This is a genomic window from Streptomyces sp. NPDC052064 (assembly GCF_055585925.1).
This window is the reverse complement of the sequence record NZ_JBVJJE010000005.1, coordinates 1-20,400: the sequence shown is the minus strand read 5'-3', so window position 1 is coordinate 20,400 and position 20,400 is coordinate 1. Positions and strand designations below refer to the sequence as shown.

Annotated in this window: 25 protein-coding genes; 16 read left to right on the top strand and 9 right to left on the bottom strand. The window is 70.7% G+C overall.

Features of this window, described 5'->3' with window-relative positions; translation table 11 throughout:
• The first annotated feature begins 50 nt into the window (after nucleotides 1–50).
• The 15 genes from ACZ6TU_RS14595 (at nucleotide 51) to ACZ6TU_RS14525 (ending at nucleotide 14,878) form a co-directional block, all read left to right on the top strand.
• Nucleotides 51–1,685 carry an acyl-CoA dehydrogenase family protein gene (locus ACZ6TU_RS14595; protein WP_467669487.1) on the top strand — a complete coding sequence of 545 codons (1,635 nt, stop codon included), beginning with the start codon at nucleotides 51–53 and terminating at the stop codon, nucleotides 1,683–1,685.
• Nucleotides 1,686–1,931: 246 nt separating this feature from the next.
• Nucleotides 1,932–3,209 (top strand): GAF domain-containing protein, encoded by a 1,278-nt coding sequence (locus ACZ6TU_RS14590; RefSeq protein ID WP_467669485.1) that lies wholly within the window; start codon nucleotides 1,932–1,934, stop codon nucleotides 3,207–3,209.
• A 172-nt stretch (nucleotides 3,210–3,381) separates the two neighbouring features.
• Nucleotides 3,382–4,710, top strand: a complete 1,329-nt coding sequence (locus tag ACZ6TU_RS14585) for a hypothetical protein (RefSeq protein ID WP_467669483.1) — start codon at nucleotides 3,382–3,384, stop codon at nucleotides 4,708–4,710.
• A gap of 42 nt (nucleotides 4,711–4,752) precedes the next feature.
• Nucleotides 4,753–5,325, top strand: a complete 573-nt coding sequence (locus ACZ6TU_RS14580) for a GNAT family N-acetyltransferase (RefSeq protein WP_467669481.1) — start codon at nucleotides 4,753–4,755, stop codon at nucleotides 5,323–5,325.
• Nucleotides 5,326–5,451: 126 nt separating this feature from the next.
• A complete protein-coding gene (locus ACZ6TU_RS14575; protein ID WP_310887545.1) occupies nucleotides 5,452–5,535 on the top strand; it encodes a putative leader peptide in 84 nt (27 codons plus the stop codon).
• A gap of 131 nt (nucleotides 5,536–5,666) precedes the next feature.
• On the top strand, nucleotides 5,667–7,364 hold the full coding sequence (locus tag ACZ6TU_RS14570; protein ID WP_467669479.1) for a nitrite/sulfite reductase: 1,698 nt from the start codon (nucleotides 5,667–5,669) through the stop codon (nucleotides 7,362–7,364).
• Nucleotides 7,361–7,540 (top strand): hypothetical protein, encoded by a 180-nt coding sequence (locus tag ACZ6TU_RS14565; protein ID WP_467669477.1) that lies wholly within the window; start codon nucleotides 7,361–7,363, stop codon nucleotides 7,538–7,540. The genes ACZ6TU_RS14570 and ACZ6TU_RS14565 overlap by 4 nt, the downstream gene beginning before the upstream one ends.
• Nucleotides 7,537–8,247 (top strand): phosphoadenylyl-sulfate reductase, encoded by a 711-nt coding sequence (locus ACZ6TU_RS14560; protein WP_467669475.1) that lies wholly within the window; start codon nucleotides 7,537–7,539, stop codon nucleotides 8,245–8,247. The genes ACZ6TU_RS14565 and ACZ6TU_RS14560 overlap by 4 nt, the downstream gene beginning before the upstream one ends.
• A gap of 44 nt (nucleotides 8,248–8,291) precedes the next feature.
• Nucleotides 8,292–8,828: an adenylyl-sulfate kinase gene (gene cysC, locus ACZ6TU_RS14555; RefSeq protein WP_467669473.1), complete on the top strand. Its 537-nt coding sequence runs from the start codon at nucleotides 8,292–8,294 to the stop codon at nucleotides 8,826–8,828.
• The gene (gene cysD / locus ACZ6TU_RS14550; RefSeq protein ID WP_467669471.1) at nucleotides 8,825–9,760 is read left to right on the top strand and encodes a sulfate adenylyltransferase subunit CysD; all 936 of its coding nucleotides are present in this window, start codon (nucleotides 8,825–8,827) and stop codon (nucleotides 9,758–9,760) included. The genes cysC and cysD overlap by 4 nt, the downstream gene beginning before the upstream one ends.
• 2 nt (nucleotides 9,761–9,762) lie before the next feature.
• The gene (locus ACZ6TU_RS14545) at nucleotides 9,763–11,097 is read left to right on the top strand and encodes a sulfate adenylyltransferase subunit 1 (RefSeq protein ID WP_467669469.1); all 1,335 of its coding nucleotides are present in this window, start codon (nucleotides 9,763–9,765) and stop codon (nucleotides 11,095–11,097) included.
• Nucleotides 11,098–11,319: 222 nt separating this feature from the next.
• On the top strand, nucleotides 11,320–12,423 hold the full coding sequence (locus ACZ6TU_RS14540) for an aliphatic sulfonate ABC transporter substrate-binding protein (protein ID WP_467669467.1): 1,104 nt from the start codon (nucleotides 11,320–11,322) through the stop codon (nucleotides 12,421–12,423).
• A gap of 36 nt (nucleotides 12,424–12,459) precedes the next feature.
• A complete protein-coding gene (locus tag ACZ6TU_RS14535) occupies nucleotides 12,460–13,248 on the top strand; it encodes an ABC transporter ATP-binding protein (RefSeq protein ID WP_467669465.1) in 789 nt (262 codons plus the stop codon).
• On the top strand, nucleotides 13,235–14,131 hold the full coding sequence (locus tag ACZ6TU_RS14530) for an ABC transporter permease (RefSeq protein ID WP_469548499.1): 897 nt from the start codon (nucleotides 13,235–13,237) through the stop codon (nucleotides 14,129–14,131). The genes ACZ6TU_RS14535 and ACZ6TU_RS14530 overlap by 14 nt, the downstream gene beginning before the upstream one ends.
• A 6-nt stretch (nucleotides 14,132–14,137) precedes the next feature.
• Nucleotides 14,138–14,878 (top strand): sirohydrochlorin chelatase, encoded by a 741-nt coding sequence (locus ACZ6TU_RS14525; RefSeq protein ID WP_469548497.1) that lies wholly within the window; start codon nucleotides 14,138–14,140, stop codon nucleotides 14,876–14,878.
• 118 nt (nucleotides 14,879–14,996) lie between these two features.
• Here the strand turns inward: ACZ6TU_RS14525 and ACZ6TU_RS14520 are convergent, their stop codons facing one another.
• From ACZ6TU_RS14520 to ACZ6TU_RS14480, 9 genes are all read right to left on the bottom strand, one after another.
• Nucleotides 14,997–15,818, bottom strand: coding sequence for a GvpL/GvpF family gas vesicle protein (locus tag ACZ6TU_RS14520; protein ID WP_469548494.1), 822 nt, complete (start codon nucleotides 15,816–15,818; stop codon nucleotides 14,997–14,999).
• Nucleotides 15,815–16,177: a gas vesicle protein gene (locus tag ACZ6TU_RS14515; RefSeq protein WP_467669457.1), complete on the bottom strand. Its 363-nt coding sequence runs from the start codon at nucleotides 16,175–16,177 to the stop codon at nucleotides 15,815–15,817. Before ACZ6TU_RS14515 ends, ACZ6TU_RS14520 begins: the two co-directional genes overlap by 4 nt.
• The gene (locus ACZ6TU_RS14510) at nucleotides 16,174–16,425 is read right to left on the bottom strand and encodes a gas vesicle protein GvpG (RefSeq protein WP_030240378.1); all 252 of its coding nucleotides are present in this window, start codon (nucleotides 16,423–16,425) and stop codon (nucleotides 16,174–16,176) included. Before ACZ6TU_RS14510 ends, ACZ6TU_RS14515 begins: the two co-directional genes overlap by 4 nt.
• 2 nt (nucleotides 16,426–16,427) lie before the next feature.
• Nucleotides 16,428–17,147 (bottom strand): GvpL/GvpF family gas vesicle protein, encoded by a 720-nt coding sequence (locus ACZ6TU_RS14505; protein WP_467669455.1) that lies wholly within the window; start codon nucleotides 17,145–17,147, stop codon nucleotides 16,428–16,430.
• Nucleotides 17,144–17,530: a gas vesicle protein GvpJ gene (gene gvpJ, locus ACZ6TU_RS14500; RefSeq protein WP_469549183.1), complete on the bottom strand. Its 387-nt coding sequence runs from the start codon at nucleotides 17,528–17,530 to the stop codon at nucleotides 17,144–17,146. Before gvpJ ends, ACZ6TU_RS14505 begins: the two co-directional genes overlap by 4 nt.
• A gap of 248 nt (nucleotides 17,531–17,778) precedes the next feature.
• On the bottom strand, nucleotides 17,779–18,075 hold the full coding sequence (locus ACZ6TU_RS14495; protein WP_086851657.1) for a gas vesicle protein GvpO: 297 nt from the start codon (nucleotides 18,073–18,075) through the stop codon (nucleotides 17,779–17,781).
• Between the two features lie 420 nt (nucleotides 18,076–18,495).
• Complete coding sequence (locus ACZ6TU_RS14490) at nucleotides 18,496–18,711, bottom strand: hypothetical protein (RefSeq protein ID WP_469548492.1); 216 nt, start codon at nucleotides 18,709–18,711, stop codon at nucleotides 18,496–18,498.
• A gap of 72 nt (nucleotides 18,712–18,783) precedes the next feature.
• A complete protein-coding gene (locus tag ACZ6TU_RS14485) occupies nucleotides 18,784–19,116 on the bottom strand; it encodes a maleylpyruvate isomerase N-terminal domain-containing protein (protein ID WP_467670294.1) in 333 nt (110 codons plus the stop codon).
• A 195-nt stretch (nucleotides 19,117–19,311) separates the two neighbouring features.
• On the bottom strand, nucleotides 19,312–19,653 hold the full coding sequence (locus ACZ6TU_RS14480) for a hypothetical protein (RefSeq protein WP_467669451.1): 342 nt from the start codon (nucleotides 19,651–19,653) through the stop codon (nucleotides 19,312–19,314).
• A 270-nt stretch (nucleotides 19,654–19,923) separates the two neighbouring features.
• On the opposite strand from ACZ6TU_RS14480, the gene ACZ6TU_RS14475 reads away from it, so the two are divergent.
• Complete coding sequence (locus tag ACZ6TU_RS14475) at nucleotides 19,924–20,124, top strand: hypothetical protein (RefSeq protein ID WP_467669449.1); 201 nt, start codon at nucleotides 19,924–19,926, stop codon at nucleotides 20,122–20,124.
• The last annotated feature ends 276 nt before the right edge of the window (nucleotides 20,125–20,400 follow it).

The following is a 20,400-nucleotide window of genomic DNA, read 5'->3' as shown; positions in this document are numbered from 1 at the left end:
GGGACCCCGCCCCTTGGTGACCAAGGGGCCGCCCGGGGTACTTTCGCAGCATGGCTGGCAGCACCCACTCCGTGAACAACCAGGTCCCGCCGCTGGTCGGGTACGACGTCTTCTCGGCCGACCGGGCCCTCACGGCGGCGGTCGAACGACATCTCGATCCCGGCCTGCGCGACGAGGTACTGGGCGAGCTGTCGGCGCTCGGGCGGACCTCCGGCTCGGCCCAGGTGCAGGAGTGGGGGGCGCGGGCCAACGAGAACCCGCCCCGGCTGCGTACGCACGACCGGTACGGCCACCGGATCGACGAGGTCGAGTTCCATCCGTCCTGGCACCGGCTGCTCGGCAAGGGCGTCTCGGCCGGTCTGACCGCGGCCTGGGACCGGCCGGCCGGGCATCTGCGGCGGGCCGCCGCCTTCCTGGTGTGGACGCAGGTCGAGGCCGGCAACGGCTGCCCGCTGTCGATGACGCACGCGGCGGTGCCCGCCCTGCGCACGGACCCGGCCCTGGCCGCCGAGTGGGAGCCGCGGCTGACGTCCATGGTCTACGACCGTGAGCTCAGGCCCGCGCACCTCAAGGCCGGGGCGCTGTTCGGGATGGGCATGACGGAGAAGCAGGGCGGCAGCGACGTACGGGCCAACACGACGTCCGCGCGGCCGCTCGCGGAGGACGGGACGTACGGACTGACCGGGCACAAGTGGTTCTGCTCGGCGCCGATGTCCGACGGTTTCCTGGTGCTGGCGCAGGCGCCGGGCGGGCTCACCTGCTTCCTGGTGCCGCGGGTGCTGGCGGACGGCACGCGCAACGTGTTCCTGCTCCAGCGGCTCAAGGACAAGCTCGGCAACCGGTCGAACGCCTCGGCCGAGGTCGAGTTCGACGGGACCTGGGCCCGCCGGGTCGGCGAGGAGGGGCGCGGGGTGCGCACCATCATCGAGATGGTGGCGGCGACCCGGCTCGACTGTGTGCTGGGCTCGGCGGGGCTGATGCGGCAGGCCGTGGCGCAGGCGGTGCACCACTGCGCGTACCGGGAGGCGTTCGGCGGGAAGCTCGTCGACAAGCCGCTGATGCGCAACGTCCTCGCCGACCTCGCCATCGAGTCGGAGGCGGCGACGACGCTGGCGCTGCGGCTCGCGGCGGCCTACGACGACGGTGGCGAGCAGGAGCGGGCGCTGCTGCGGATCGCGGTGCCGGCGGCCAAGTACTGGGTGACCAAGCGGTGCCCGCCGGTGGCGGTGGAGGCGGCCGAGTGCCTGGGCGGCAACGGCTACGTCGAGGAGTCCGGACTGCCCCGGCTGGTGCGCGAGTCGCCGCTCAACTCGATCTGGGAGGGCGCGGGCAACGTCCAGGCCCTCGACGTGCTGCGGGCGTTGCGGCGGGAGCCGGGGGCCTTCGACGCGTATCTGCGGGAGGTCGGGCAGGCGCGCGGCGCCGATCACCGGCTCGACGGGGCCATCAAGAGCCTGCTGACCGAACTCGCCGATCTGGAGGGCGTGGAGGGGCGGGCGCGGCGGCTGGCGGAGCGGCTGGCACTGGTGCTCCAGGGGTCACTGCTGGTCCGTTTCGCGCCACCGCAGGTCGCCGACGCGTTCTGCGCGGCGCGGCTGGGCGGCGACGGGGGCGCGGCGTTCGGGACGCTCCCGCCCAGTCTCGATCTGGCGTCGGTGGTGGAGCGGGCCCGGCCGGTGACCTGATCCGGGCATCCGAAGCGGAGGTGGTGCTGCGCCGACACGGCACCACCCCCGCCGCACTGGCCCGTTCGAGCCACTGAACGCCGCTCGGGACGGCGCCGCTCAAGTCTCGGACACGGCCGGTCCGTCCACCAGGGTTGCAGGGGGTTGCAACTTGCTGCTGACTGTGTGCGGACTGTGCGCGTCCCCTCGGTGGCAGGCGGCACTATGAGACGGACAGTCAGAAGAGACTCCGGGGGGCACACGCCTATGGACGTCACGCAGCTCGCCGCCGTGGACACCACCCGTGCGGCGCGGGTGCTCAGCGAGGTCCGTTCCGCCCGGCTGTCCGGGCAGCCCGCGCCCGTGCCGCCGCGTCGGGTGATCGAGCAGTCCTGGGAGCGCATGCTGCGCAGCGGTGTGGATCCGGACCACGACTTCCGGGCGGATCTGCTGTCCCGCGAGGAGGTGCAGCGGCGGCGCGAGACGTCGGCGCTGCGCCATGTGCTGCCGGTGCTGCGGGAGGGGCTGCTGGGGTTCGCGGACGTCGCCCACCACATCATGGTGGTCGCCGACGAGGAGGGCCGGGTGCTGTGGCGCGAGGGCAGCGCGCCGGTGCTGCGCAAGGCCGACGGGCTCGGCTTCGAACTCGGCGCGGACTGGCGTGAGGACGTCGTCGGCACGAACGGTCTGGGCACCCCGGCGGTGGTGCGCCGGCCCGTGCAGGTCTTCGCCTCCGAGCACTTCGTGCGCTCCCAGGCCGTCTGGACGTGCGCCGGCGCTCCGCTGACGGATCCGCGGGACGGCCGGCTGCTCGGCGTGGTGGACGTGAGCGGACCGCTGGAGACGATGCATCCGGCCACGCTCGCCTGGGTCGACTCGGTGGCCAAACTCGCCGAGGCCCGGCTGCGGGAGCGGCACCTGGAGTCGCTGGAGCGGCTGCGGGCGGTGGCGGCGCCGGTGCTGGCCCGGCTCGTCGGGCGTGCCCTGGTCGTCGACCGGGACGGCTGGACCGCCGCGGTCAGCGGGATGCCGTACACGCGGCGTGTGGCCCTGCCCAAGTCCCTGTCGCCGGGCCCGAGGTGGGTGCCGGCGCTCGGGCTGTGCTCGGTGGAGCCGCTGGCCGGGGGCTGGCTGCTGCGGGCGGCCGCCGACGAGCCGGTGCCGCGTGGGGCGACCAGCATCGTGCTGGACCTGAGACAGGCCCGCAGATGGACGGTGGCGGTCTCCGGCGGCGCGGGCTCCTGGACCCGGGAACTGAGTCCCCGGCATGCCGAGTTGCTGTACCTCCTCGCCGTCCACCGCACCGGCCGCAGCGCCTCGGACCTGGCCGGCGATGTGTTCGGCGACCCGGCCCGCACGGTGACGGTGCGCGCCGAGATGTCGCGGGTACGGCGGTACCTCGGCGCGTTCCTGGAACACCGGCCGTACCGCTTCGCCGAGGAAGCCGAGGTGGAGGTGCTCCTCCCGGACGACCCGCAGGACCTGCTGCCGCACTCGACGGCACCGGCGGTGGGCAGGCTGCGCGGCTCCGCACCGGCCCCCTGAGGTTCACGGGGCGTGCCGTCCGGCCGCCCCAGGGGTGCATCTTGCGCATATTTGCAAGGTCTTCGCCCCTCACCCCGCCCACCTGCCGTAGCATCCTCTACGGGCCACCCCACCTGCTCCTCCGTCAACGTACGGACCACAAGGCGCAGTTGGCCCGCCTCGGGAGGACGTTATGAAGCATCGTGGCAGACACCGGCGGCGCAGGCGGGGCAGGGCACTGCGTGGGGCCCTGGCCGGGACGGCTCTCGCACTCACCGCCGCCGCCACCCTGATCAGCGCCTCGCAGGCCACGGTCGCCGACGCGCCCGGGGCTCTGAAGCCGGTCTCCGTGTCCGCCGAGGCCGGGCGACTGCCGCTGGCCGAGCACCGGGTGCCCGGGCGGTGGCTCGACCGGCTCGCCTCGAAGATGGGCCGCCCCGTCGGTGTGGGCACGGTGCTGGACGGCGCCGACCGCACGCTGCGGAACGCGGCCGACTGTTCGACCGCCGAGAAGCACACCCTGCCGGTCGAGCCGGCGGCCACGCGCGCGTACTGCTTCGGCGGCGCCGACACCCGGGGCTGGCGGTCCGGCGCGGTCACCACCTCCGGCGACGCGGACGACGACGGCCGCTGGGGCGGGAACCGCGTGGTCCTCTCCGGCTGGACCCGCGACGGCACCCCGGGCGGCTCCTTGGACGGCCCGGCTCCCGAGCAGGGCCTCGCCAAGGTCGCCTTCGTCGACGCGAACGACCCCGACCGGCTCCGCTACACCTGGGCCCTGCTGGCCGTCCCGGTGGACGGCGGGCGGGACTACCGGGGGCTGGTCTCCCCGCTGTCCGGCATGGTCTGGTACCAGGACAAGCTGCTGGTGACGACCCGCGAGGGCGACCGGAACGCGCTGTACGTGTTCGACATGGACCGCATCCAGCGCGCCACCGTCGACTCCGGCGCGGTCGGCCGCGTGCGGGGCGGCTGGGCGGCGGACGGCCACCGGTACGTGCTGCCCGCGGTCGCCTCGTACGCCCTGCCCGGCGGGGACGACGTGCCGCACCCTGCCGCCGTCTCCCTCGACCGCAGCACCTCCCCCGACAGCCTGGTGGCGAGCGAGTGGGTGCCGGCGGACGGCGACCGGCGCACCCGGCTGTGGCGCTACCCGCTGAGCCGGGGCCCTGCCCGGTCCGGCCTGCTCACCACGGACTCCTCGGGGCACGCGAACCCGGTCGAGGCGTACGAGTCGAAGACGGCCGACGTGCGGGGCGTGCTGTCGTACCGCTCAGGCTGGTACCTCGACCGGGCGGCGGGCACGCCCGGTGGGCACGGGACGCTGTGGCGTCAGGACACGGAGGGCGCGCGGGCGACGGAGTGCGCGACGGACGAGACGCGCCACTGCTGGAGCGGCCTGTCGGGTTCCCTGTCCTACTGGGAGGAGACCGGCGAGCTCTGGTCCCAGTCGGGCCGGATGCTGTTCGCGCTGCCGCTGGCGTCGGTGGACAGGGCGCTGGGCCGACCGGCAGAGCAGTAGGTCCATCGACAGACCAGTAGGTCAGATGATTTTCTGGCCCGCATGACCACCATCGCCGTGACCACCTGGTCCCTGGAGCAGACCGCCCCGACCGACCTGCTGCCGGCCGCCACGCCGGACGGGGACGTCCGGGTCGTCCGCTCCGAGGTCCCCTCGCCCGAGTTCAGCCGGTACCTGTACGCCTCGATCGGCGGCGACATCCACTGGACGGACCGGCTGAGCTGGCCGTACGCGCGGTGGCTGGAGCACCTGGAGCGGCCCGGCGTGGAGACGTGGGTGGCGTACGACCGGGGCACACCCGCGGGGTACGTGGAGCTGGAGGCGCAGGACGACGCGGTCGTGGAGATCCTCTACTTCGGCCTGCTCCCCGCTTTCCGCGGCCGGCGCATCGGCGGGCACCTGCTGTCGTACGGCACGGCCCGCGCCTGGGACCTCGCGGACCGCTGGGCGGGACTGACCCCGACGAAGCGGGTCTGGCTGCACACGTGCAGCAAGGACAGCGAGCGCGCGATGGACAACTACCAGCGCCGTGGCTTCAAGCTGTTCGACACCAAGGTCGAGGAGGAACCGGACGTCACCGCTCCGGGGCCGTGGCCTGGAGCGTTCCCCGTCTGACCTGGCCGGACACCCCGGGACGGGCCGATGTGACCAAGGACACTCACGTCTTGCATTTCGAGACATAAGTGTCCGAATCTTGGACGAAGCTGGACTGTGTCCAGATCGCCGTGACACGCTTCCGTCATGCCTGGAACTGGGATCGCCTTGGTGAGTCGACGCCACGTCGACCTCGGCCGCATGTCCAGCGCCATCTGTCCGGCGCGCTGAGAGCACTCACGCAAGCCCGACAATCCCCCTTTCTCGTCTCATCCCTGCGCAATGACGCGCCCTATGCCCATGCGTGCTCGCACGCGCAGGTCAGAGCCGCTTTCCCGCCTGTCCCGAAGGACGTATCAACCATGGCCGCCACCCCGCAGAAGCCTGCCGCCGCGACTCCCCGCCGCAAGGTGAGCCGTCACCGCGGTGAGGGTCAGTGGGCCGCGGGGCACCACACCCCGCTCAACGGCAACGAGCAGTTCAAGAAGGACGACGACGGTCTCAATGTGCGGACACGCATTGAGACGATCTACTCCAAGCGGGGCTTCGACTCGATCGACCCGAACGACCTGCGCGGCCGCATGCGCTGGTGGGGCCTGTACACCCAGCGCCGCCCCGGGATCGACGGCGGCAAGACGGCGGTCCTGGAGCCGGAGGAGCTGGACGACGAGTACTTCATGCTGCGCGTCCGCATCGACGGCGGGGCGCTGACCACCCGGCAGCTCCGGGTCATCGGCGAGATCTCGCAGGAGTTCGCGCGCGGCACGGCCGACATCACCGACCGGCAGAACGTGCAGTACCACTGGATCCGGATCGAGGACGTGCCCGAGATCTGGAACCGGCTGGAGGGCGTCGGCCTGTCCACGGTCACCGCCTGCGGCGACACCCCGCGCGTGATGATCGGCTCGCCCGTCGCCGGTATCGCCGAGGACGAGATCATCGACGGCACTCCGGCGCTTGAGGAAATGAAGCGCCGGGTGCTGAACAACAAGGCGTACTCGAACCTCCCGCGGAAGTTCAAGACGGCCATCTCCGGCTCGCCGGTGCTGGACGTCGTGCACGAGATCAACGACGTCGCGTTCGTGGGCGTCGTGCACCCCGAGCACGGCCCGGGCTTCGACGTGTGGGTCGGCGGCGGCCTGTCCACCAACCCCAAGCTCGGCGTGCGGCTGGGCGCCTGGGTGCCCAGCGACGAGGTCCCGGACGTCTACGAGGGCGTCATCTCGATCTTCCGCGACTACGGCTACCGGCGGCTGCGCACCCGGGCCCGCCTGAAGTTCCTCGTCGCCGACTGGGGTGCGGAGAAGTTCCGGCAGGTCCTGGAGGACGAGTACCTCAAGCGCAAGCTGGTCGACGGCCCGGCTCCCGAGCAGCCGGTCCAGCAGTGGCGCGACCACATCGGCGTGCACCGCCAGAAGGACGGCCGCTTCTACGTCGGCTTCGCCCCGCGCGTGGGACGCGTCGACGGCGCGACGCTCACGAAGATCGCCGACCTCGCGGAGGCCCACGGCTCGGGCCGGGTGCGCACCACCGTCGAGCAGAAGATGATCGTCCTCGATGTCGAGGAGGACAAGGTCGAGTCGCTCGTCGAGGGCCTGGAGGCGCTCGACCTGACCGCCCGGCCGTCCTCGTTCCGGCGCGGCACCATGGCCTGCACCGGCATCGAGTTCTGCAAGCTCGCCATCGTCGAGACCAAGCAGCGCGGCTCGCAGCTCATCGACGAGCTGGAGCGCCGTCTGCCGGACTTCGAAGAGCCGATCACCATCAACCTCAACGGCTGCCCGAACGCCTGTGCCCGTATCCAGGTGGCGGACATCGGTCTCAAGGGCCAGCTGGTCGTCAACGACAAGGGCGAACAGGTCGAGGGCTACCAGGTGCACCTGGGCGGCGCGCTCGGCCTGGAGGCGGGCTTCGGCCGCAAGGTGCGCGGCCTGAAGGTCACCTCCGACGAGCTGCCCGACTACGTCGAGCGCGTCCTGAAGCGCTTCCAGGCGGAGCGCGAGGACGGCGAGCGGTTCGCCACGTGGGCGGCCCGGGCCAGCGAGGAGGCCCTGTCGTGAGCGAACGTGCGGCCCCCTTCTACTGCCCCTACTGCGGTGACGAGGACCTGCGTCCGCACGAGGAGAGCCACGGCGCGTGGGAATGCGCGGCATGCAACCGAGCCTTTCAGCTGAAGTTCCTCGGGCTGCTGGCCCAGGGGCTGAAGCGATCCGACACCGGAGGGGCGAAGATATGACCACGGTTCAGGAACAGCGCACGACCGAGGAGCTCAAGGCCCTCGCCGAGCAGGCGGGCCGCGACCTGGAGGACGCCTCCGCCCTGGAGATCCTCCAGTGGGCGGCCGAGACGTTCGGCAAGCGCTTCTGCGTGACGTCCTCCATGGAGGACGCGGTCGTCGCCCACCTTGCCTCCCGCGCGATGCCCGGCGTCGACGTCGTCTTCCTCGACACCGGCTACCACTTCGAGGAGACCATCGGCACCCGTGACGCGGTCGACGCCGTGATGGACGTCAACGTCATCACGCTCACGCCGCGCCAGACGGTCGCCGAGCAGGACGCGGAGTTCGGCCCGAAGCTGCACGACCGCAACCCCGACCTGTGCTGCGCCATGCGCAAGGTGGAGCCTCTGGAGCGAGGCCTGAAGGACTACCAGGCCTGGGCGACCGGTCTGCGCCGCGACGAGTCCCCGACCCGGGCGAACACGCCGGTGGTCAGCTGGGACGACAAGCGCCAGAAGGTCAAGATCTCCCCGATCGCCCGCTGGACCCAGGACGACGTGGACGCCTACGTCACCGAACACGGCGTCCTGACGAACCCGCTGCTGATGGACGGCTACGCCTCCGTCGGCTGCGCCCCCTGCACCCGCCGCGTCCTGGAGGGCGAGGACGCGCGCGCCGGCCGCTGGGCCGGCCGCAGCAAGACCGAGTGCGGGCTGCACGGATGACGACGCCTCAGACTCAGACGACTCAGACGATTCAGGAGACCGACGTGACGACCGGAGCCACCGTCTGGCTCACGGGTCTGCCGAGTGCCGGCAAGACCACCATCGCCCACGAGCTGGCCGGCCGGCTCCGCGCCGAGGGCCACCGTGTCGAGGTGCTCGACGGCGACGAGATCCGCGAGTTCCTCTCGGCGGGCCTCGGCTTCAGCCGCGAGGACCGGCACACCAACGTGCAGCGCATCGGCTTCGTCGCCGAACTGCTCGCCCGTAACGGTGTGCTCGCCCTCGTCCCGGTGATCGCGCCGTACCAGGACAGCCGCGAGGCGGTGCGCAAGCGGCACCAGGCGAACGGCACCGCGTACGTGGAGATCCACGTGGCGACCCCGGTCGAGGTGTGCAGCGAGCGGGACGTGAAGGGCCTGTACGCCAAGCAGGCCGCGGGCGAGCTCAAGGGGCTCACCGGGATCGACGACCCGTACGAGGCACCCGAGTCGCCCGATCTGCGCATCGAGTCGCAGAACCAGACCGTGCAGGAGTCCGCGGCGTCCGTGTACGCCCTGCTGAGCGAAAGGGGACTGGCATGACGACCGCCGCCACGGTTTCCGAGGAGACCGACAGCCCGTACGCGCTCTCCCACCTCGACGCTCTCGAGTCCGAGGCCGTACACATCTTCCGTGAGGTGGCGGGTGAGTTCGAGCGGCCGGTGATTCTGTTCTCCGGTGGTAAGGACTCGATCGTCATGCTGCATCTGGCGCTGAAGGCCTTCCGGCCGGCGTCGGTGCCGTTCTCGCTGCTGCATGTGGACACCGGGCACAACTTCCCCGAGGTCATCGACTACCGGGACCGCACGGTGGCCCGGCACGGGCTGCGACTGCATGTCGCCTCGGTGCAGGACTACATCGACCGGGGTGTGCTCAAGGAGCGTCCGGACGGCACGCGGAACCCGCTGCAGACGGTGCCCCTGACGGAGAAGATCCAGCAGGAGCGTTTCGACGCGGTCTTCGGCGGCGGCCGGCGGGACGAGGAGAAGGCCCGGGCGAAGGAGCGGGTGTTCTCCCTGCGGGACGAGTTCTCGCAGTGGGACCCGCGACGCCAGCGCCCGGAGCTGTGGAACCTCTACAACGGCCGGCACGCCCCGGGCGAGCACGTCCGCGTCTTCCCGCTGTCCAACTGGACCGAGCTGGACGTGTGGCAGTACATCGCCCGCGAGGGCATCGAGCTGCCGGAGATCTACTACGCGCACGAGCGCGAGGTGTTCCAGCGCAGCGGCATGTGGCTGACGGCCGGTGACTGGGGCGGGCCGAAGGACGGCGAGACCGTCGAGAAGCGCCTGGTGCGCTACCGCACGGTGGGTGACATGTCGTGCACCGGCGCCGTCGACTCCGACGCCGACACGATCGAGAAGGTGATCGTGGAGATCGCCGCTTCCCGGCTGACCGAGCGGGGTGCCACCCGCGCCGACGACAAGATGTCCGAGGCCGCGATGGAAGACCGCAAGCGCGAGGGGTACTTCTAGAGATGAGCACGATCACGACCGAGGAGCTCTCGGCCACCACGCTGCTGCGGTTCGCCACCGCCGGTTCCGTCGACGACGGCAAGTCCACCCTGGTGGGCCGGCTGCTGCACGACTCCAAGTCGGTCCTCACCGACCAGTTGGAAGCCGTGGAGCGGGCGTCTGCGAGCCGGGGCCAGGAGGCGCCGGACCTCGCGCTGCTGACGGACGGTCTGCGGGCCGAGCGGGAGCAGGGCATCACCATCGACGTGGCGTACCGCTACTTCGCCACGCCCCGGCGCCGGTTCATCCTCGCCGACACCCCCGGCCACGTGCAGTACACCCGCAACATGGTCACCGGCGCCTCCACGGCCGAGCTGACGGTGATCCTGGTCGACGCCCGCAACGGGGTGGTCGAGCAGACCCGCCGGCACGCCGCCATCGCGGCCCTGCTGCGGGTGCCGCACGCGGTCCTCGCGGTGAACAAGATGGACCTCGTCGGCTACGACGAGAAGGTGTTCGCCGCCATCGCCAAGGAGTTCACGGCGTACGCGACCGAGCTGGGTGTCCCCGAGGTCACCGCGATCCCGATCTCCGCGCTCGTCGGTGACAACGTGGTGGAAGCGTCCGCGAACATGGACTGGTACGGCGGCCCGACCGTGCTGGAGCACCTGGAGACGATCCCGGTCGCGCACGACCTGAGTCACTGCCACGCCCGGCTGCCCGTGCAGTACGTGATCCGGCCGCAGAGCGCGGACCACCCGGACTACCGGGGTTACGCCGGTCAGATCGCGGCCGGTTCCTTCCACGTCGGCGAGGCCGTCACCGTGCTGCCGTCGGGCCGCACCTCGAAGATCTCCGGTATCGATCTGCTGGGCGAGCCGGTCGACGTGGCCTGGACGACGCAGTCGGTGACCCTCCTGCTGGAGGACGACATCGACATCTCGCGCGGCGACCTGATCGTGCCCACCAAGGACGCGCCCCCGACCACGCAGGACGTCGAAGCCACCGTCTGCCACGTCGCCGACGCCCCGCTGACCGTCGGCCACCGGGTGCTGCTGAAGCACGGCACCCGCACGGTCAAGGCGATCGTGAAGGACATCCCGTCCCGCCTCACGCTCGACGACCTGTCCCTGCACCCGCACCCGGGACAGCTCGTCGCCAACGACATCGGCCGGGTGAAGATCCGTACCGCCGAGCCGCTGCCGGTCGACTCCTACGCGGACTCGCGGCGCACCGGCTCGTTCATCCTGATCGATCCCAACGACGGCACGACACTGACCGCGGGCATGGTCGGCGAGTCCTTCGCCGCCCCGGAGCCGGTGAAGGACGAGTCCGAGGACGACGGGTGGGACTTCTGACATGAACTCCTCCGACTTCTACTCGATGTTCGCGAAGGAGGGCGGCCGCGTCGGCAGCGGTGCTCTCGGCAGCGGGCAGGGCGGAGTGGCCCGATGTGTGCGCTGACGTACGCGCACCGCTCGCGCGCCCTCACCCCCCACCGCCGTAGACGAAAACCTGCCGACCTCCCGGCCACGACCTGAGAGACCGTGATCGCCGGGCTTCCGAGAGGAAACCCTCCCGTGCCTGCATCATCCGCTCTGCGCCGATCGTTCGCGGTACTGGCCGCGCTGCCCCTGCTCACGCTGGCCGCCTGCGGCTACGGCTCCCAGGCCAAGGACGACGGGGGCGCCAAGATCGCCGCCGGGGCGAAGAAGATCGAGGGTCTCGACACCGTCAAGATCGGTTACTTCGGGAACCTGACCCACGGCACCGCGCTGGTGGGCATGCAGAAGGGCTTCTTCCAGAAGGCGCTCGGCGCCACCAGGGTCAAGCCCGCGCTCTTCAACGCGGGGCCCTCCGAGATCGAGGCCCTCAACTCCGACTCCATCGACATCGGCTGGATCGGCCCCTCCCCCGCCATCAACGGCTACACCAAGGCGGACGGCAAGAACCTGCGGATCATCGGCGGTTCGGCGTCCGGCGGCGTGAAGCTGGTGGTCAATCCGGACAAGATCAAGTCGTTGAAGGACGTCAAGGGCAAGCGGATCGCGACTCCGCAGCTCGGCAACACCCAGGACGTGGCGTTCCTCAACTGGGCCGCGGAGCAGGGCTGGAAGGTCGACCCGCAGACCGGCAAGGGTGACGTCACGGTCGTCCGCAGTGACAACAAGGTCACCCCGGACGCCTACAAGTCCGGGTCCGTCGACGGCGCCTGGGTGCCGGAGCCGACCGCGTCGAAGCTGGTCGCCGAGGGCGGCAAGGTGCTCCTCGACGAGGGGTCACTGTGGCCGGACAAGAAGTTCGTGATCACGAACATCATCGTGCGGCAGGACTTCCTGAAGAAGCACCCGAAGGTCGTCGAGGCGGTGCTGAAGGGCTCGGTCGAGACCAACAAGTGGATCAACGCCCACCCCGATGAGGCGAAGGCGGCAGCCAACCAGCAGCTGGCGGCGGACTCCGGCAAGGCGCTGCCCGCCGATGTGCTGGACCCGGCGTGGAAGTCGATCCAGTTCACCGACGACCCGCTGGCCTCCACCCTCAACACCGAGGCCGAACACGCCGTCAAGGCCGGGCTGCTGGAGAAGCCGGATCTGAAGGGCATCTACGACCTCGCGCCGCTGAACAAGGTCCTCAAGGCCGAGGGCGAGCCCACGGTCGACGACGCCGGTCTCGGCGTCAAGTAAGCCCGCATCCCGACCCATTCCCAGGAGGTGACGACCATGGCCACGACCCTCGCCAAGGCCGCCGACGGCACCGAGACGGCCACCCACGCCGCCCGGATCGCCCACGTCTCGAAGTCGTTCCCGGGCCCCGCCGGGCAGCAGCTCGTCCTGGACGACATCACCCTCGATGTCGCCCCCGGCGAGTTCGTCACCCTCCTGGGGGCCTCGGGCTGCGGCAAGTCCACGCTGCTCAACCTGGTGGCGGGCCTGGACCGGCCCTCCGCCGGCGAGATCAGCACGGATGGCCGCCCGGCGCTGATGTTCCAGGAGCACGCGCTGTTCCCGTGGCTGACCGCCGGCAAGAACATCGAACTCGCCCTGAAACTGAGGGGCGTGCCGAAGGCGGAGCGCCGTGAGCGGGCCGAGGAACTGCTCGAACTCGTCCGGCTCAAGGGTGCCCACCGCAAGCGGGTGCACGAACTGTCCGGCGGAATGCGCCAGCGCGTCGCGATGGCCCGCGCGCTCGCCCAGGAGAGCAAGCTCCTGCTGATGGACGAGCCGTTCGCCGCGCTCGATGCCATCACCCGCGATGTGCTGCACGACGAGCTGACCCGTATCTGGCGCGAGACGCAGCTGTCCGTCCTGTTCGTCACGCACAACGTGCGCGAGGCCGTCCGGCTCGCCGAGCGCGTGGTGCTGCTGTCCTCCCGGCCGGGCCGCATCGCCCACGAGTGGACCGTGGACATCGAGCACCCGCGCCGTATCGAGGACACGGCCGTGGCGGAGCTGTCCGTCGAGATCACCGAACAACTGCGTGGGGAGATCCGCCGTCATGGCCAGCACTGATTCGACGACCGCCGCCAAGGACGGCAACGATCTCGCCGGACTGGAAGCCGGCCTGGACGCGCTGGAGACGGTGCAGACCGGCCGCAAGCCGTTTCGGCAGACCTTCGTGGAGAAGATCCTGCCGCCCGTCATCGCCGTCGCCCTCGTCCTGGCGGCCTGGCAGGCCCTGGTCTCCTTCAAGGTCGTCGACGACCCCACCAAGCTGCCCGCGCCGTCGGCGGTGTGGGACGTCGTCCACACCGCGTGGCTCCAGGGCGAACTGCTCGGCTACATCTGGACCAGCGTCTCGCGCGGCCTGCTCGGCTTCTGCTTCGCCCTGATCATCGGCACCCCCCTGGGCCTGCTCGTGGCCCGCGTGAAGTTCGTCCGCGCGGCCCTCGGCCCGATCCTGTCCGGCCTCCAGTCCCTGCCCTCGGTCGCCTGGGTCCCCCCGGCGGTCATCTGGCTGGGACTGAACAACTCGATGATGTACGCGGTGATTCTGCTCGGCGCGGTCCCCTCGATCGCCAACGGCCTGGTCTCGGGCGTCGACCAGGTGTCGCCGCTGTTCCTCCGCGCGGGCCGCACCCTCGGCGCGACCGGCCTGAAGCACACCTGGCACATCGTCCTCCCGGCCGCCCTGCCCGGCTACGTCGCCGGCCTGAAGCAGGGCTGGGCCTTCTCCTGGCGCTCCCTGATGGCCGCCGAGATCATCGCCTCCTTCCCCGACCTCGGCGTCGGCCTCGGCCAGCTCCTGGAGAACGGCCGCAACGCCAGCGACATGGCCATGGTCTTCGAAGCCATCCTCCTCATCCTCGTCGTCGGCATCGCCATCGACCTGCTCATCTTCAGCCCGCTCGAGCGGTGGGTGCTGCGCAACCGCGGCCTGCTGGTGAAGAGCTGAAGTCCCGTGATCAACAAGCCTGTTCTCCTCGTCATCGCCCACGGCAGCCGCGACCCGCGGCACGCCGCGACGGTGCATGCCCTGGTACGCCGGGTCCGCTCCCTACGTCCCGACGTACGCGTGGAGACAGGCTTCCTGGACTTCAACGTGCCCTCGGTGCAGGGAGTGCTGGAGTCCCTTGCGGTCCAGGGCGTCCGTGACGTCGTGGCCCTTCCCCTCCTCCTGACCCGGGCGTTCCATGCGAAGGCGGACATCCCGGCGGTTCTCGCGGACGCTCCCCCGCAGCTCCGTATCCGCCAGGCGGAGGTCCTGGGCCCGTCGCCCCTGTTGCTGTCCGCCCTGGAGCGACGCCTGTACGAGGCGGGTCTGTCCCCCGCCGACAAGTCCTCGACCGGGGTCGTGCTGGCCTCGGCGGGGTCCACCGACCCGGAGGCGATCGCAGTGATCGCAGAAATCGCGCGGGAGTGGCGGCACACCGGTTGGTGCGCCGTGCGACCTGCGTTCGCCTCCGCATCTCTCCCCCGCACGGAGGACGCCGTCCGGGAACTCCGGTTTCTCGGCTGCTCCCGAGTGGCGGTCGCGCCCTACGTCCTCGCCCCCGGCTTCCTCCCGGACCGCATCGCCCGGGGCGCGGCGGAGGCAGACGTCCTGGCGGACGTGCTGGGGCCGGCGCCGGAGGTGGCCCGGGTGGTGCTGGAGCGGTACGAGGCGGCTCAGGTGCCGGCGTTGGCGGCTGTGAGCGCCTGAACGGCACGGGCTCCGATTGCCGGCTGCTTCGCCCCCCGGGTGTGCGCTTGTTCCGGTTCGTGGGTCTGCGGAAGGTCGTGTGCCGCCGAGCAGGTACTCGAGCGGGAGTGCGTGGCCGTCACCCGGCGGGTTCCGGCTCCGGCTGGAGTGCGAAGGAGTAGGGGGCCCAGGGGCCTGTGACTTCGACGCGGAGGCCGGGGATGCCCCGGGCGGCCGCCAGTAGGCCGGTGCGGAAGGCGTCGACGCGGTCGGCGGGGACGAGGTAGGCGTCGTTGCCGACGTTGGTGCCGGGGGCCGGGCCCGCGAGGCTTCCGCGTTGCGGGGTGTGTGCGACGCGGTCGACGGCGAGGGTGCCGGCCGTCTGCGTGAGGTGTGCCGCCGCCTGTGCGACCGTACGCCAGGCTTCCTCGTTTCTGCGGTGTCTGCGGCGGCGGATGGCCAGGTAGGCGCGGCCGACGCCGAGGCCGGTGGGCGTTTCCTGTCCGGCGTCGGTGTCCGACTCGGGTGGTGTGATGTCGGGTGTGGCGTAGATCTTGACGCCGAGTTCGACGTGGCCCGTGAGGCGGTCCAGAAGGGACAGGAAGTACGCGCGGCGGGTGTCGAGGGCCTGCCGGGCGCGGTTCTCATCGGGGTAGACGGTGGCCAGGCGGAGGGGCAGGACGGCGGCGCCGCTCGCGACGAGCGCGGCGACCACGGCGTGGTGGGAGCGGACCGTGGACTCCATCCAGTCCAGGTCGTCGAGGTGGGCCTTGAGGGGGGCTTCGTCGTAGTCGGCGGCCGGGACGTGACCGACGGCGAAGGCCAGCCGGGAGGTGGGGTCGGCGGGCTCCACCAGGTGGACCGGGTCGCCGGCGACTCCGCGCAGGTCCGCCACCGCCGCGGCGGCCTCGGGGGTGCGGCGCAGGACCGCGTAGGCGTAGACGAGGTTCGGGTCGGTCATGGCTCCGGCCTCCTGTCGGCCGCCTTGAGGGCGGCGATCTCGGCGCGCAGTCGTTCGTTCTCGTCGGCCAGGGACCGCTCGGGGCGGGCGGCCCGGGAGGAGAGGGAGGGATCGTGTTCCCACCAGTCGATGCCCATCTCCTTCGCCTTGTCGACGGAAGCGACGAGCAGGCGCAGCTTGATGGTGAGCAGTTCGATGTCGAGCAGGTTGATCCGGATGTCACCGGCGATGACCACGCCCTTGTCGAGGACGCGTTCGAGGATGTCGGCGAGGTTGGCGCTCTGGGTGCCGGGCCCGTGGTCGTGGGGGGAGGGCAGGCGGGGCGGTCCGGTGAGTCCGCCTGTTGCCGGATGGGTCATGGTCGGGGGGCTCGTCTCCGGGCGGTGATCTCGTCGAGTCGGTCCAGTAGTTCGTCCTCGCGGCGGTCGTACTCGTCCTCGTCGATGCGGCCTTCCAGCAGGGCCCGTTCCAGGTCGACGAGGGCCTGCCGGACGGGAGCCGGGTCGTAGTACTGCGCCTCGGCCGCCGCCTGTAGCTGCTCGGCGGCCCAGAGGGTGGTGCGCAGGGGCGCGAGCGGGAGGGTGAGGATGCCGGTGAGCAGGCCCATGGTCAGGCGGCGAAGCTGTAGGGGGGCAAGGGACCGCGCAGGCGGAAGTCGTAGGCGTCGCCGTAGTCGTGGGCCAGGCGCCGGCCGGCCGTGGTGAACTCCTCGGCGCGGGCGCGTTCGACGAGGAACGACACGTTGAGGAAGTCGTCCTTGGACGGGTCCGCCACGACGCTGGACCTGGCCAGTCCGGACAGCCGCCGGACGATCTCGTCGGCCTGCCGCCGCTGCCGGGCGTCGACCTGCCGGGCGACCAGTTCGCCGAGAGCGAGGCGGTCCTCGTAGCTGCCGGTGCCGTCGCGGGTGCCCTGGTTGAGCCGGCGGGCCTCCTCGGACTCGTCGAGCACCTCGCGCAGCAGGTCGTCCTGGTCGCGGGCGGCCTTGAGGTTGAACTCGGCGGTGCCGTGCAGTGCGTCCAGCCTTCGGGCGTAGTCCTGGCCCCGCTCCTCCAGGGCCGTTCTGACGGCGGTGTCGTCGGGGGCGAGCAGGCCGAACCGCATGGGCAGAACCGATCCGTCGGCCATCAGCCGCTCCTGGAGTTCCTGGTGGGCGGCGAGGTCGCGCCGTTTGGGACGCAGGCCGGGGGGTGCGGCGCTGATCACGGCGGCGAGCGGGCCGTGGACGACCACGCGAGGGGGGTCGTCGGTCCCGCCGACGGTGCGCAGGCCGTCGAGCCGCAGGGGGTGGTCGGAGCGGGTGACGGCGTAGACGTAGACGCCGCTCACCGGTCTTCCTCCCTGCCGTCCTTGTCGTCGCGGTCGAAGATGTCGCCGATCGCGTCGATGGCGCCGCCGATCGCGCCGCTGGTCTTGCCCCGGGCGCCGCTCTCGACGAGGTTGCCGACGATGTCGGTGAGCTTGTCGGGGGCCTTGCGGCCGGACTCGAGGTCGAGGCGGTTGCAGGCCTCGGCGAAGCGGAGGTAGGTGTCGACGCTCGCGATGACGATGCGTACGTCGATCTTCAGGATCTCGATGCCGACCAGGGAGACACGGACGAACACGTCGATCACAAGCCCGCGGTCCAGGATCAGTTCGAGGATGTCGAAGAGGCCGCCGGTCCCCGACCCGCCGGAGGTGGCGGCGGGTTGCGTCCCGCCGGTCTGCGTCATGACGGTCACGGTGCGATTCCTCTCGCGAGACTCGTTCTCGTGCCGCCCGTAGGTACGGGGGTGGCGGCGGGCGTGTTCACGCGAACACCGAAAACGGTCCCGCGAAGGGAAGCCGAGAGGAGCAGGACGGTCGCCAGGCCTGTCGTTTGCCTCACGTCGCAGGGAATCGGCGGCATCTCGTCAGTGCCGGCGAGCGGGGTCTGGTGCGTGCGGCTGCAAGGCGGAGGAGGGCCTCGAAAACGGCAGGCCTAGCGGCCTCGGTCGAGCTGGCCGCGGGCGTACCGGCGCACCCGTTCGTAGCCCAGGAGCCGGCCCTCCGGGTCGAGGGTGACCCGGTAGGTCGCCATGATGGTCATGGTGTCGGGGACCCGCTCCAGCTCGACGACCTCCACGTCGGCCGTCCAGCCGTCGGGCGTCGGGCGGACCGCGGTGACGGAGTCGGGGGCCGTGCCGAGCAGTTCGGCAAGCTGCGCCGCCGCGCCGCGCATGGCCTGGACGGCCGTCGTACGACCGGATGGGGTCGCCTGGTCATCGGTGCTCGTCATGGTCCTACCGTGCCAAGGCCCCGGTTCGTGTGGGGGTGATTCGGCCAAACGTCCTGGGCCGTTGACCTTGCCCCTGGGGCAGGGGCGAGGGTCCGGGGCATGGACGACCACCTGCGGCAGACGCCGTACAGCGACCCCCGTGACCTGGACACGAGCGGCCTGCCGCGGGCACCCGGGGGAACTCGCCGGCCTGGTACGGAACGTGATCATCCATCGGGGTGAGGGAGAGCTGTTCGGATACTCCGTTCCCGAGGCGCGGCTGCATCTCGACGCCGAGTCCCGCTACGTCTCGGAGATCCTGCGGATCCTGCGGGAGCGCGGTGGTACCCCGCTCGCCGATGAGCGGGCGCCGCAGGAGCGGTTCGTGGGCACGGGGCTGACGGCCGCGGTCTCATTCCTCTCAGCGGCTGCCAGCCACCGTCACACCGTGCGCTCCGACACCCCCAGTGCATCCGCAGCTACCCGTACATGGCCTGCTGTCAGCTTCTTCCCTGCCCGCAGTGCGAGCGGCCGCCGCACCGCCGGACCGCGCAGCGCGGTCCTCGACGCCGCAGGCAATCCGCCGCCGGCGCCGCTGTCCTCCACGTCAGCTCCCGTCGCGCGGTGGGACGTCTGCTTGCCGGTGGCCGGGAGCATGCGATCCACCCTCCCGTCTCTTGCAGGAGCGCTCAGTTCACAGCGGCGGCGCGACCCGCTGGAACAGCCGCCTCAGCAAGGCCCGGTCGACGGACGCGTCAGCGGTGGTGAGGCGGCACCGCTGACCGGGGCCGCTGCATGTTGCTGGGCAAGCTCGATGCGGGCCGCATTGGTCTGCGGTGCGAAGCGGTCGTCCGGTCGGTAGTACTTCGCTGCGGAGATCTCGGCATGGGGCGGCGCCGGCGCTGCCAGCATCTCCGGAAGCCATCCGACCACAACGTGGATGTGTCCCAACAGCTCCCGTACTCGCCACGGCTCACATCGAGTCGGGCGCTCCCAGTCCTTTTCCGACAGATCGCGGAGGGCGCGGACGAGCGCGCCGACCTCGCCTTCAAGAGCCTGCATCACCTGGCTTGATCCACTGGGGCAAGCTACCAATGAGGTGTCTCGGCCCCGAGAGCGATGTCGGTCAACCCGCCGATACCCGAATTCAGGAAGCGCCAACGGCCGACGAAAAAGCAGGCCACGAGATCGGCCTGAGTACCTCGGCAGCCCATGGTGATCGTGCACTTGGGCATGACCACCATGGGCTGTCAGTCGTCACGTACGGGAGACCTGGGCCGCGTCAGGCTCGTTGAAGACCGTGTTGGTTCCGGGAGAACAGATAGACGCGTTCAAGTTGACTCCCTGCGGCTGGGTGGCGCCCAGCAGGAGGAACGGAGGACTCACGACGGCGAGCAGGGTCTGGAAACCCTGGCTGGGGGTTGTGCGGTTTACGTCACCAGCTACGTAGCAGTTGTACTCGATGTTGTTGAAGACAACCTTCGGCTTGCCGTGGTCGTCCTCACCGTCGTGGCCCTGTGCATGGGCAGTCCCCATTCCGGCGAGGGCGACGCTGCCGACCGCGGCTGCCACAGCAGCGATCTTCTGGAACTTGCGCATTGCTTCTCCATTTCTCTGTGCGATGCAGTCCGAGACGGGCCACACCGACAGACACAGACGGTAAGCGACGCGCGGTATTCACTACCGACCCAAAGCCCCAGTGGCGCTTATCTCTACACGTATGCCGCACTGAAAGCCTATGAATTTGTAAGCTGAAATTCGTTGTACGGAGCTGGCTTTTTCTCAGTGAGATCGGCGCGGTGTTCGTCAAGGAGCGGTTCGGCGCGCCGCGCATCGCGGCCGCGGCACTCCGTTGCGAGTGGGGTACTCATGCAGCCGCTTGACGTCGATCTCGCGCTCGCGGCGGCCAGTGGCAGCGTCCGCGATCAGCACGCGCTGGCCTCCCGGGCGCTCAATCCGGACGTACCGAGCCGTCCCTTCGGGCTGCCCGCACGGGGCGTACACCTGCCCGCGCTTGAGGGGGTGCTCCACTACAACTCGCCGCCGTATCCAGGCGCTGCCCAACAGTGACGTCGAGGCGCTCGCAGAGCGCCCCGAGCAGAGTCTCCACCACGGTCAGGACACCGTCGACCGCATCTGCGCTCCATGGGCCTGCGGAGTCGACAAGTTCGCAGGCAGCTTCAGCGAGGGCGTCAGCATGCTCCTCCGTGGTACGCACACAAGTCCCAACGACGGCCATGCCAGCAGGTGAGGCGCGTGAGTTGATCGTGGCGGAGTGCCGGGTCACTGGGCTGTCGCCGGATGTGATCGCTGAACTCGTCGCTGAGGTGGGGCCGTTGTGGCACG

What these genes read in the sequence shown, in the direction of transcription:
- ACZ6TU_RS14490 (WP_469548492.1), bottom strand. Translation starts at nt 18,711, where the DNA reads ATGCTCCCGGCCACCGGCAAGCAGACGTCCCACCGCGCGACGGGAGCT.
- ACZ6TU_RS14515 (WP_467669457.1), bottom strand. Translation starts at nt 16,177, where the DNA reads ATGACCCATCCGGCAACAGGCGGACTCACCGGACCGCCCCGCCTGCCC.
- ACZ6TU_RS14575 (WP_310887545.1), top strand. Translation starts at nt 5,452, where the DNA reads ATGCCTGGAACTGGGATCGCCTTGGTGAGTCGACGCCACGTCGACCTC.
- ACZ6TU_RS14495 (WP_086851657.1), bottom strand. Translation starts at nt 18,075, where the DNA reads ATGACGAGCACCGATGACCAGGCGACCCCATCCGGTCGTACGACGGCC.
- ACZ6TU_RS14585 (WP_467669483.1), top strand. Translation starts at nt 3,382, where the DNA reads ATGAAGCATCGTGGCAGACACCGGCGGCGCAGGCGGGGCAGGGCACTG.
- ACZ6TU_RS14595 (WP_467669487.1), top strand. Translation starts at nt 51, where the DNA reads ATGGCTGGCAGCACCCACTCCGTGAACAACCAGGTCCCGCCGCTGGTC.
- ACZ6TU_RS14480 (WP_467669451.1), bottom strand. Translation starts at nt 19,653, where the DNA reads ATGCGCAAGTTCCAGAAGATCGCTGCTGTGGCAGCCGCGGTCGGCAGC.
- ACZ6TU_RS14520 (WP_469548494.1), bottom strand. Translation starts at nt 15,818, where the DNA reads ATGACCGACCCGAACCTCGTCTACGCCTACGCGGTCCTGCGCCGCACC.
- ACZ6TU_RS14560 (WP_467669475.1), top strand. Translation starts at nt 7,537, where the DNA reads ATGACCACGGTTCAGGAACAGCGCACGACCGAGGAGCTCAAGGCCCTC.
- ACZ6TU_RS14570 (WP_467669479.1), top strand. Translation starts at nt 5,667, where the DNA reads ATGGCCGCCACCCCGCAGAAGCCTGCCGCCGCGACTCCCCGCCGCAAG.
- ACZ6TU_RS14530 (WP_469548499.1), top strand. Translation starts at nt 13,235, where the DNA reads ATGGCCAGCACTGATTCGACGACCGCCGCCAAGGACGGCAACGATCTC.
- ACZ6TU_RS14590 (WP_467669485.1), top strand. Translation starts at nt 1,932, where the DNA reads ATGGACGTCACGCAGCTCGCCGCCGTGGACACCACCCGTGCGGCGCGG.
- ACZ6TU_RS14545 (WP_467669469.1), top strand. Translation starts at nt 9,763, where the DNA reads ATGAGCACGATCACGACCGAGGAGCTCTCGGCCACCACGCTGCTGCGG.
- ACZ6TU_RS14485 (WP_467670294.1), bottom strand. Translation starts at nt 19,116, where the DNA reads ATGCAGGCTCTTGAAGGCGAGGTCGGCGCGCTCGTCCGCGCCCTCCGC.
- gvpJ (WP_469549183.1), bottom strand. Translation starts at nt 17,530, where the DNA reads ATGACGCAGACCGGCGGGACGCAACCCGCCGCCACCTCCGGCGGGTCG.
- ACZ6TU_RS14510 (WP_030240378.1), bottom strand. Translation starts at nt 16,425, where the DNA reads ATGGGCCTGCTCACCGGCATCCTCACCCTCCCGCTCGCGCCCCTGCGC.
- ACZ6TU_RS14580 (WP_467669481.1), top strand. Translation starts at nt 4,753, where the DNA reads ATGACCACCATCGCCGTGACCACCTGGTCCCTGGAGCAGACCGCCCCG.
- ACZ6TU_RS14475 (WP_467669449.1), top strand. Translation starts at nt 19,924, where the DNA reads ATGCAGCCGCTTGACGTCGATCTCGCGCTCGCGGCGGCCAGTGGCAGC.
- ACZ6TU_RS14535 (WP_467669465.1), top strand. Translation starts at nt 12,460, where the DNA reads ATGGCCACGACCCTCGCCAAGGCCGCCGACGGCACCGAGACGGCCACC.
- cysD (WP_467669471.1), top strand. Translation starts at nt 8,825, where the DNA reads ATGACGACCGCCGCCACGGTTTCCGAGGAGACCGACAGCCCGTACGCG.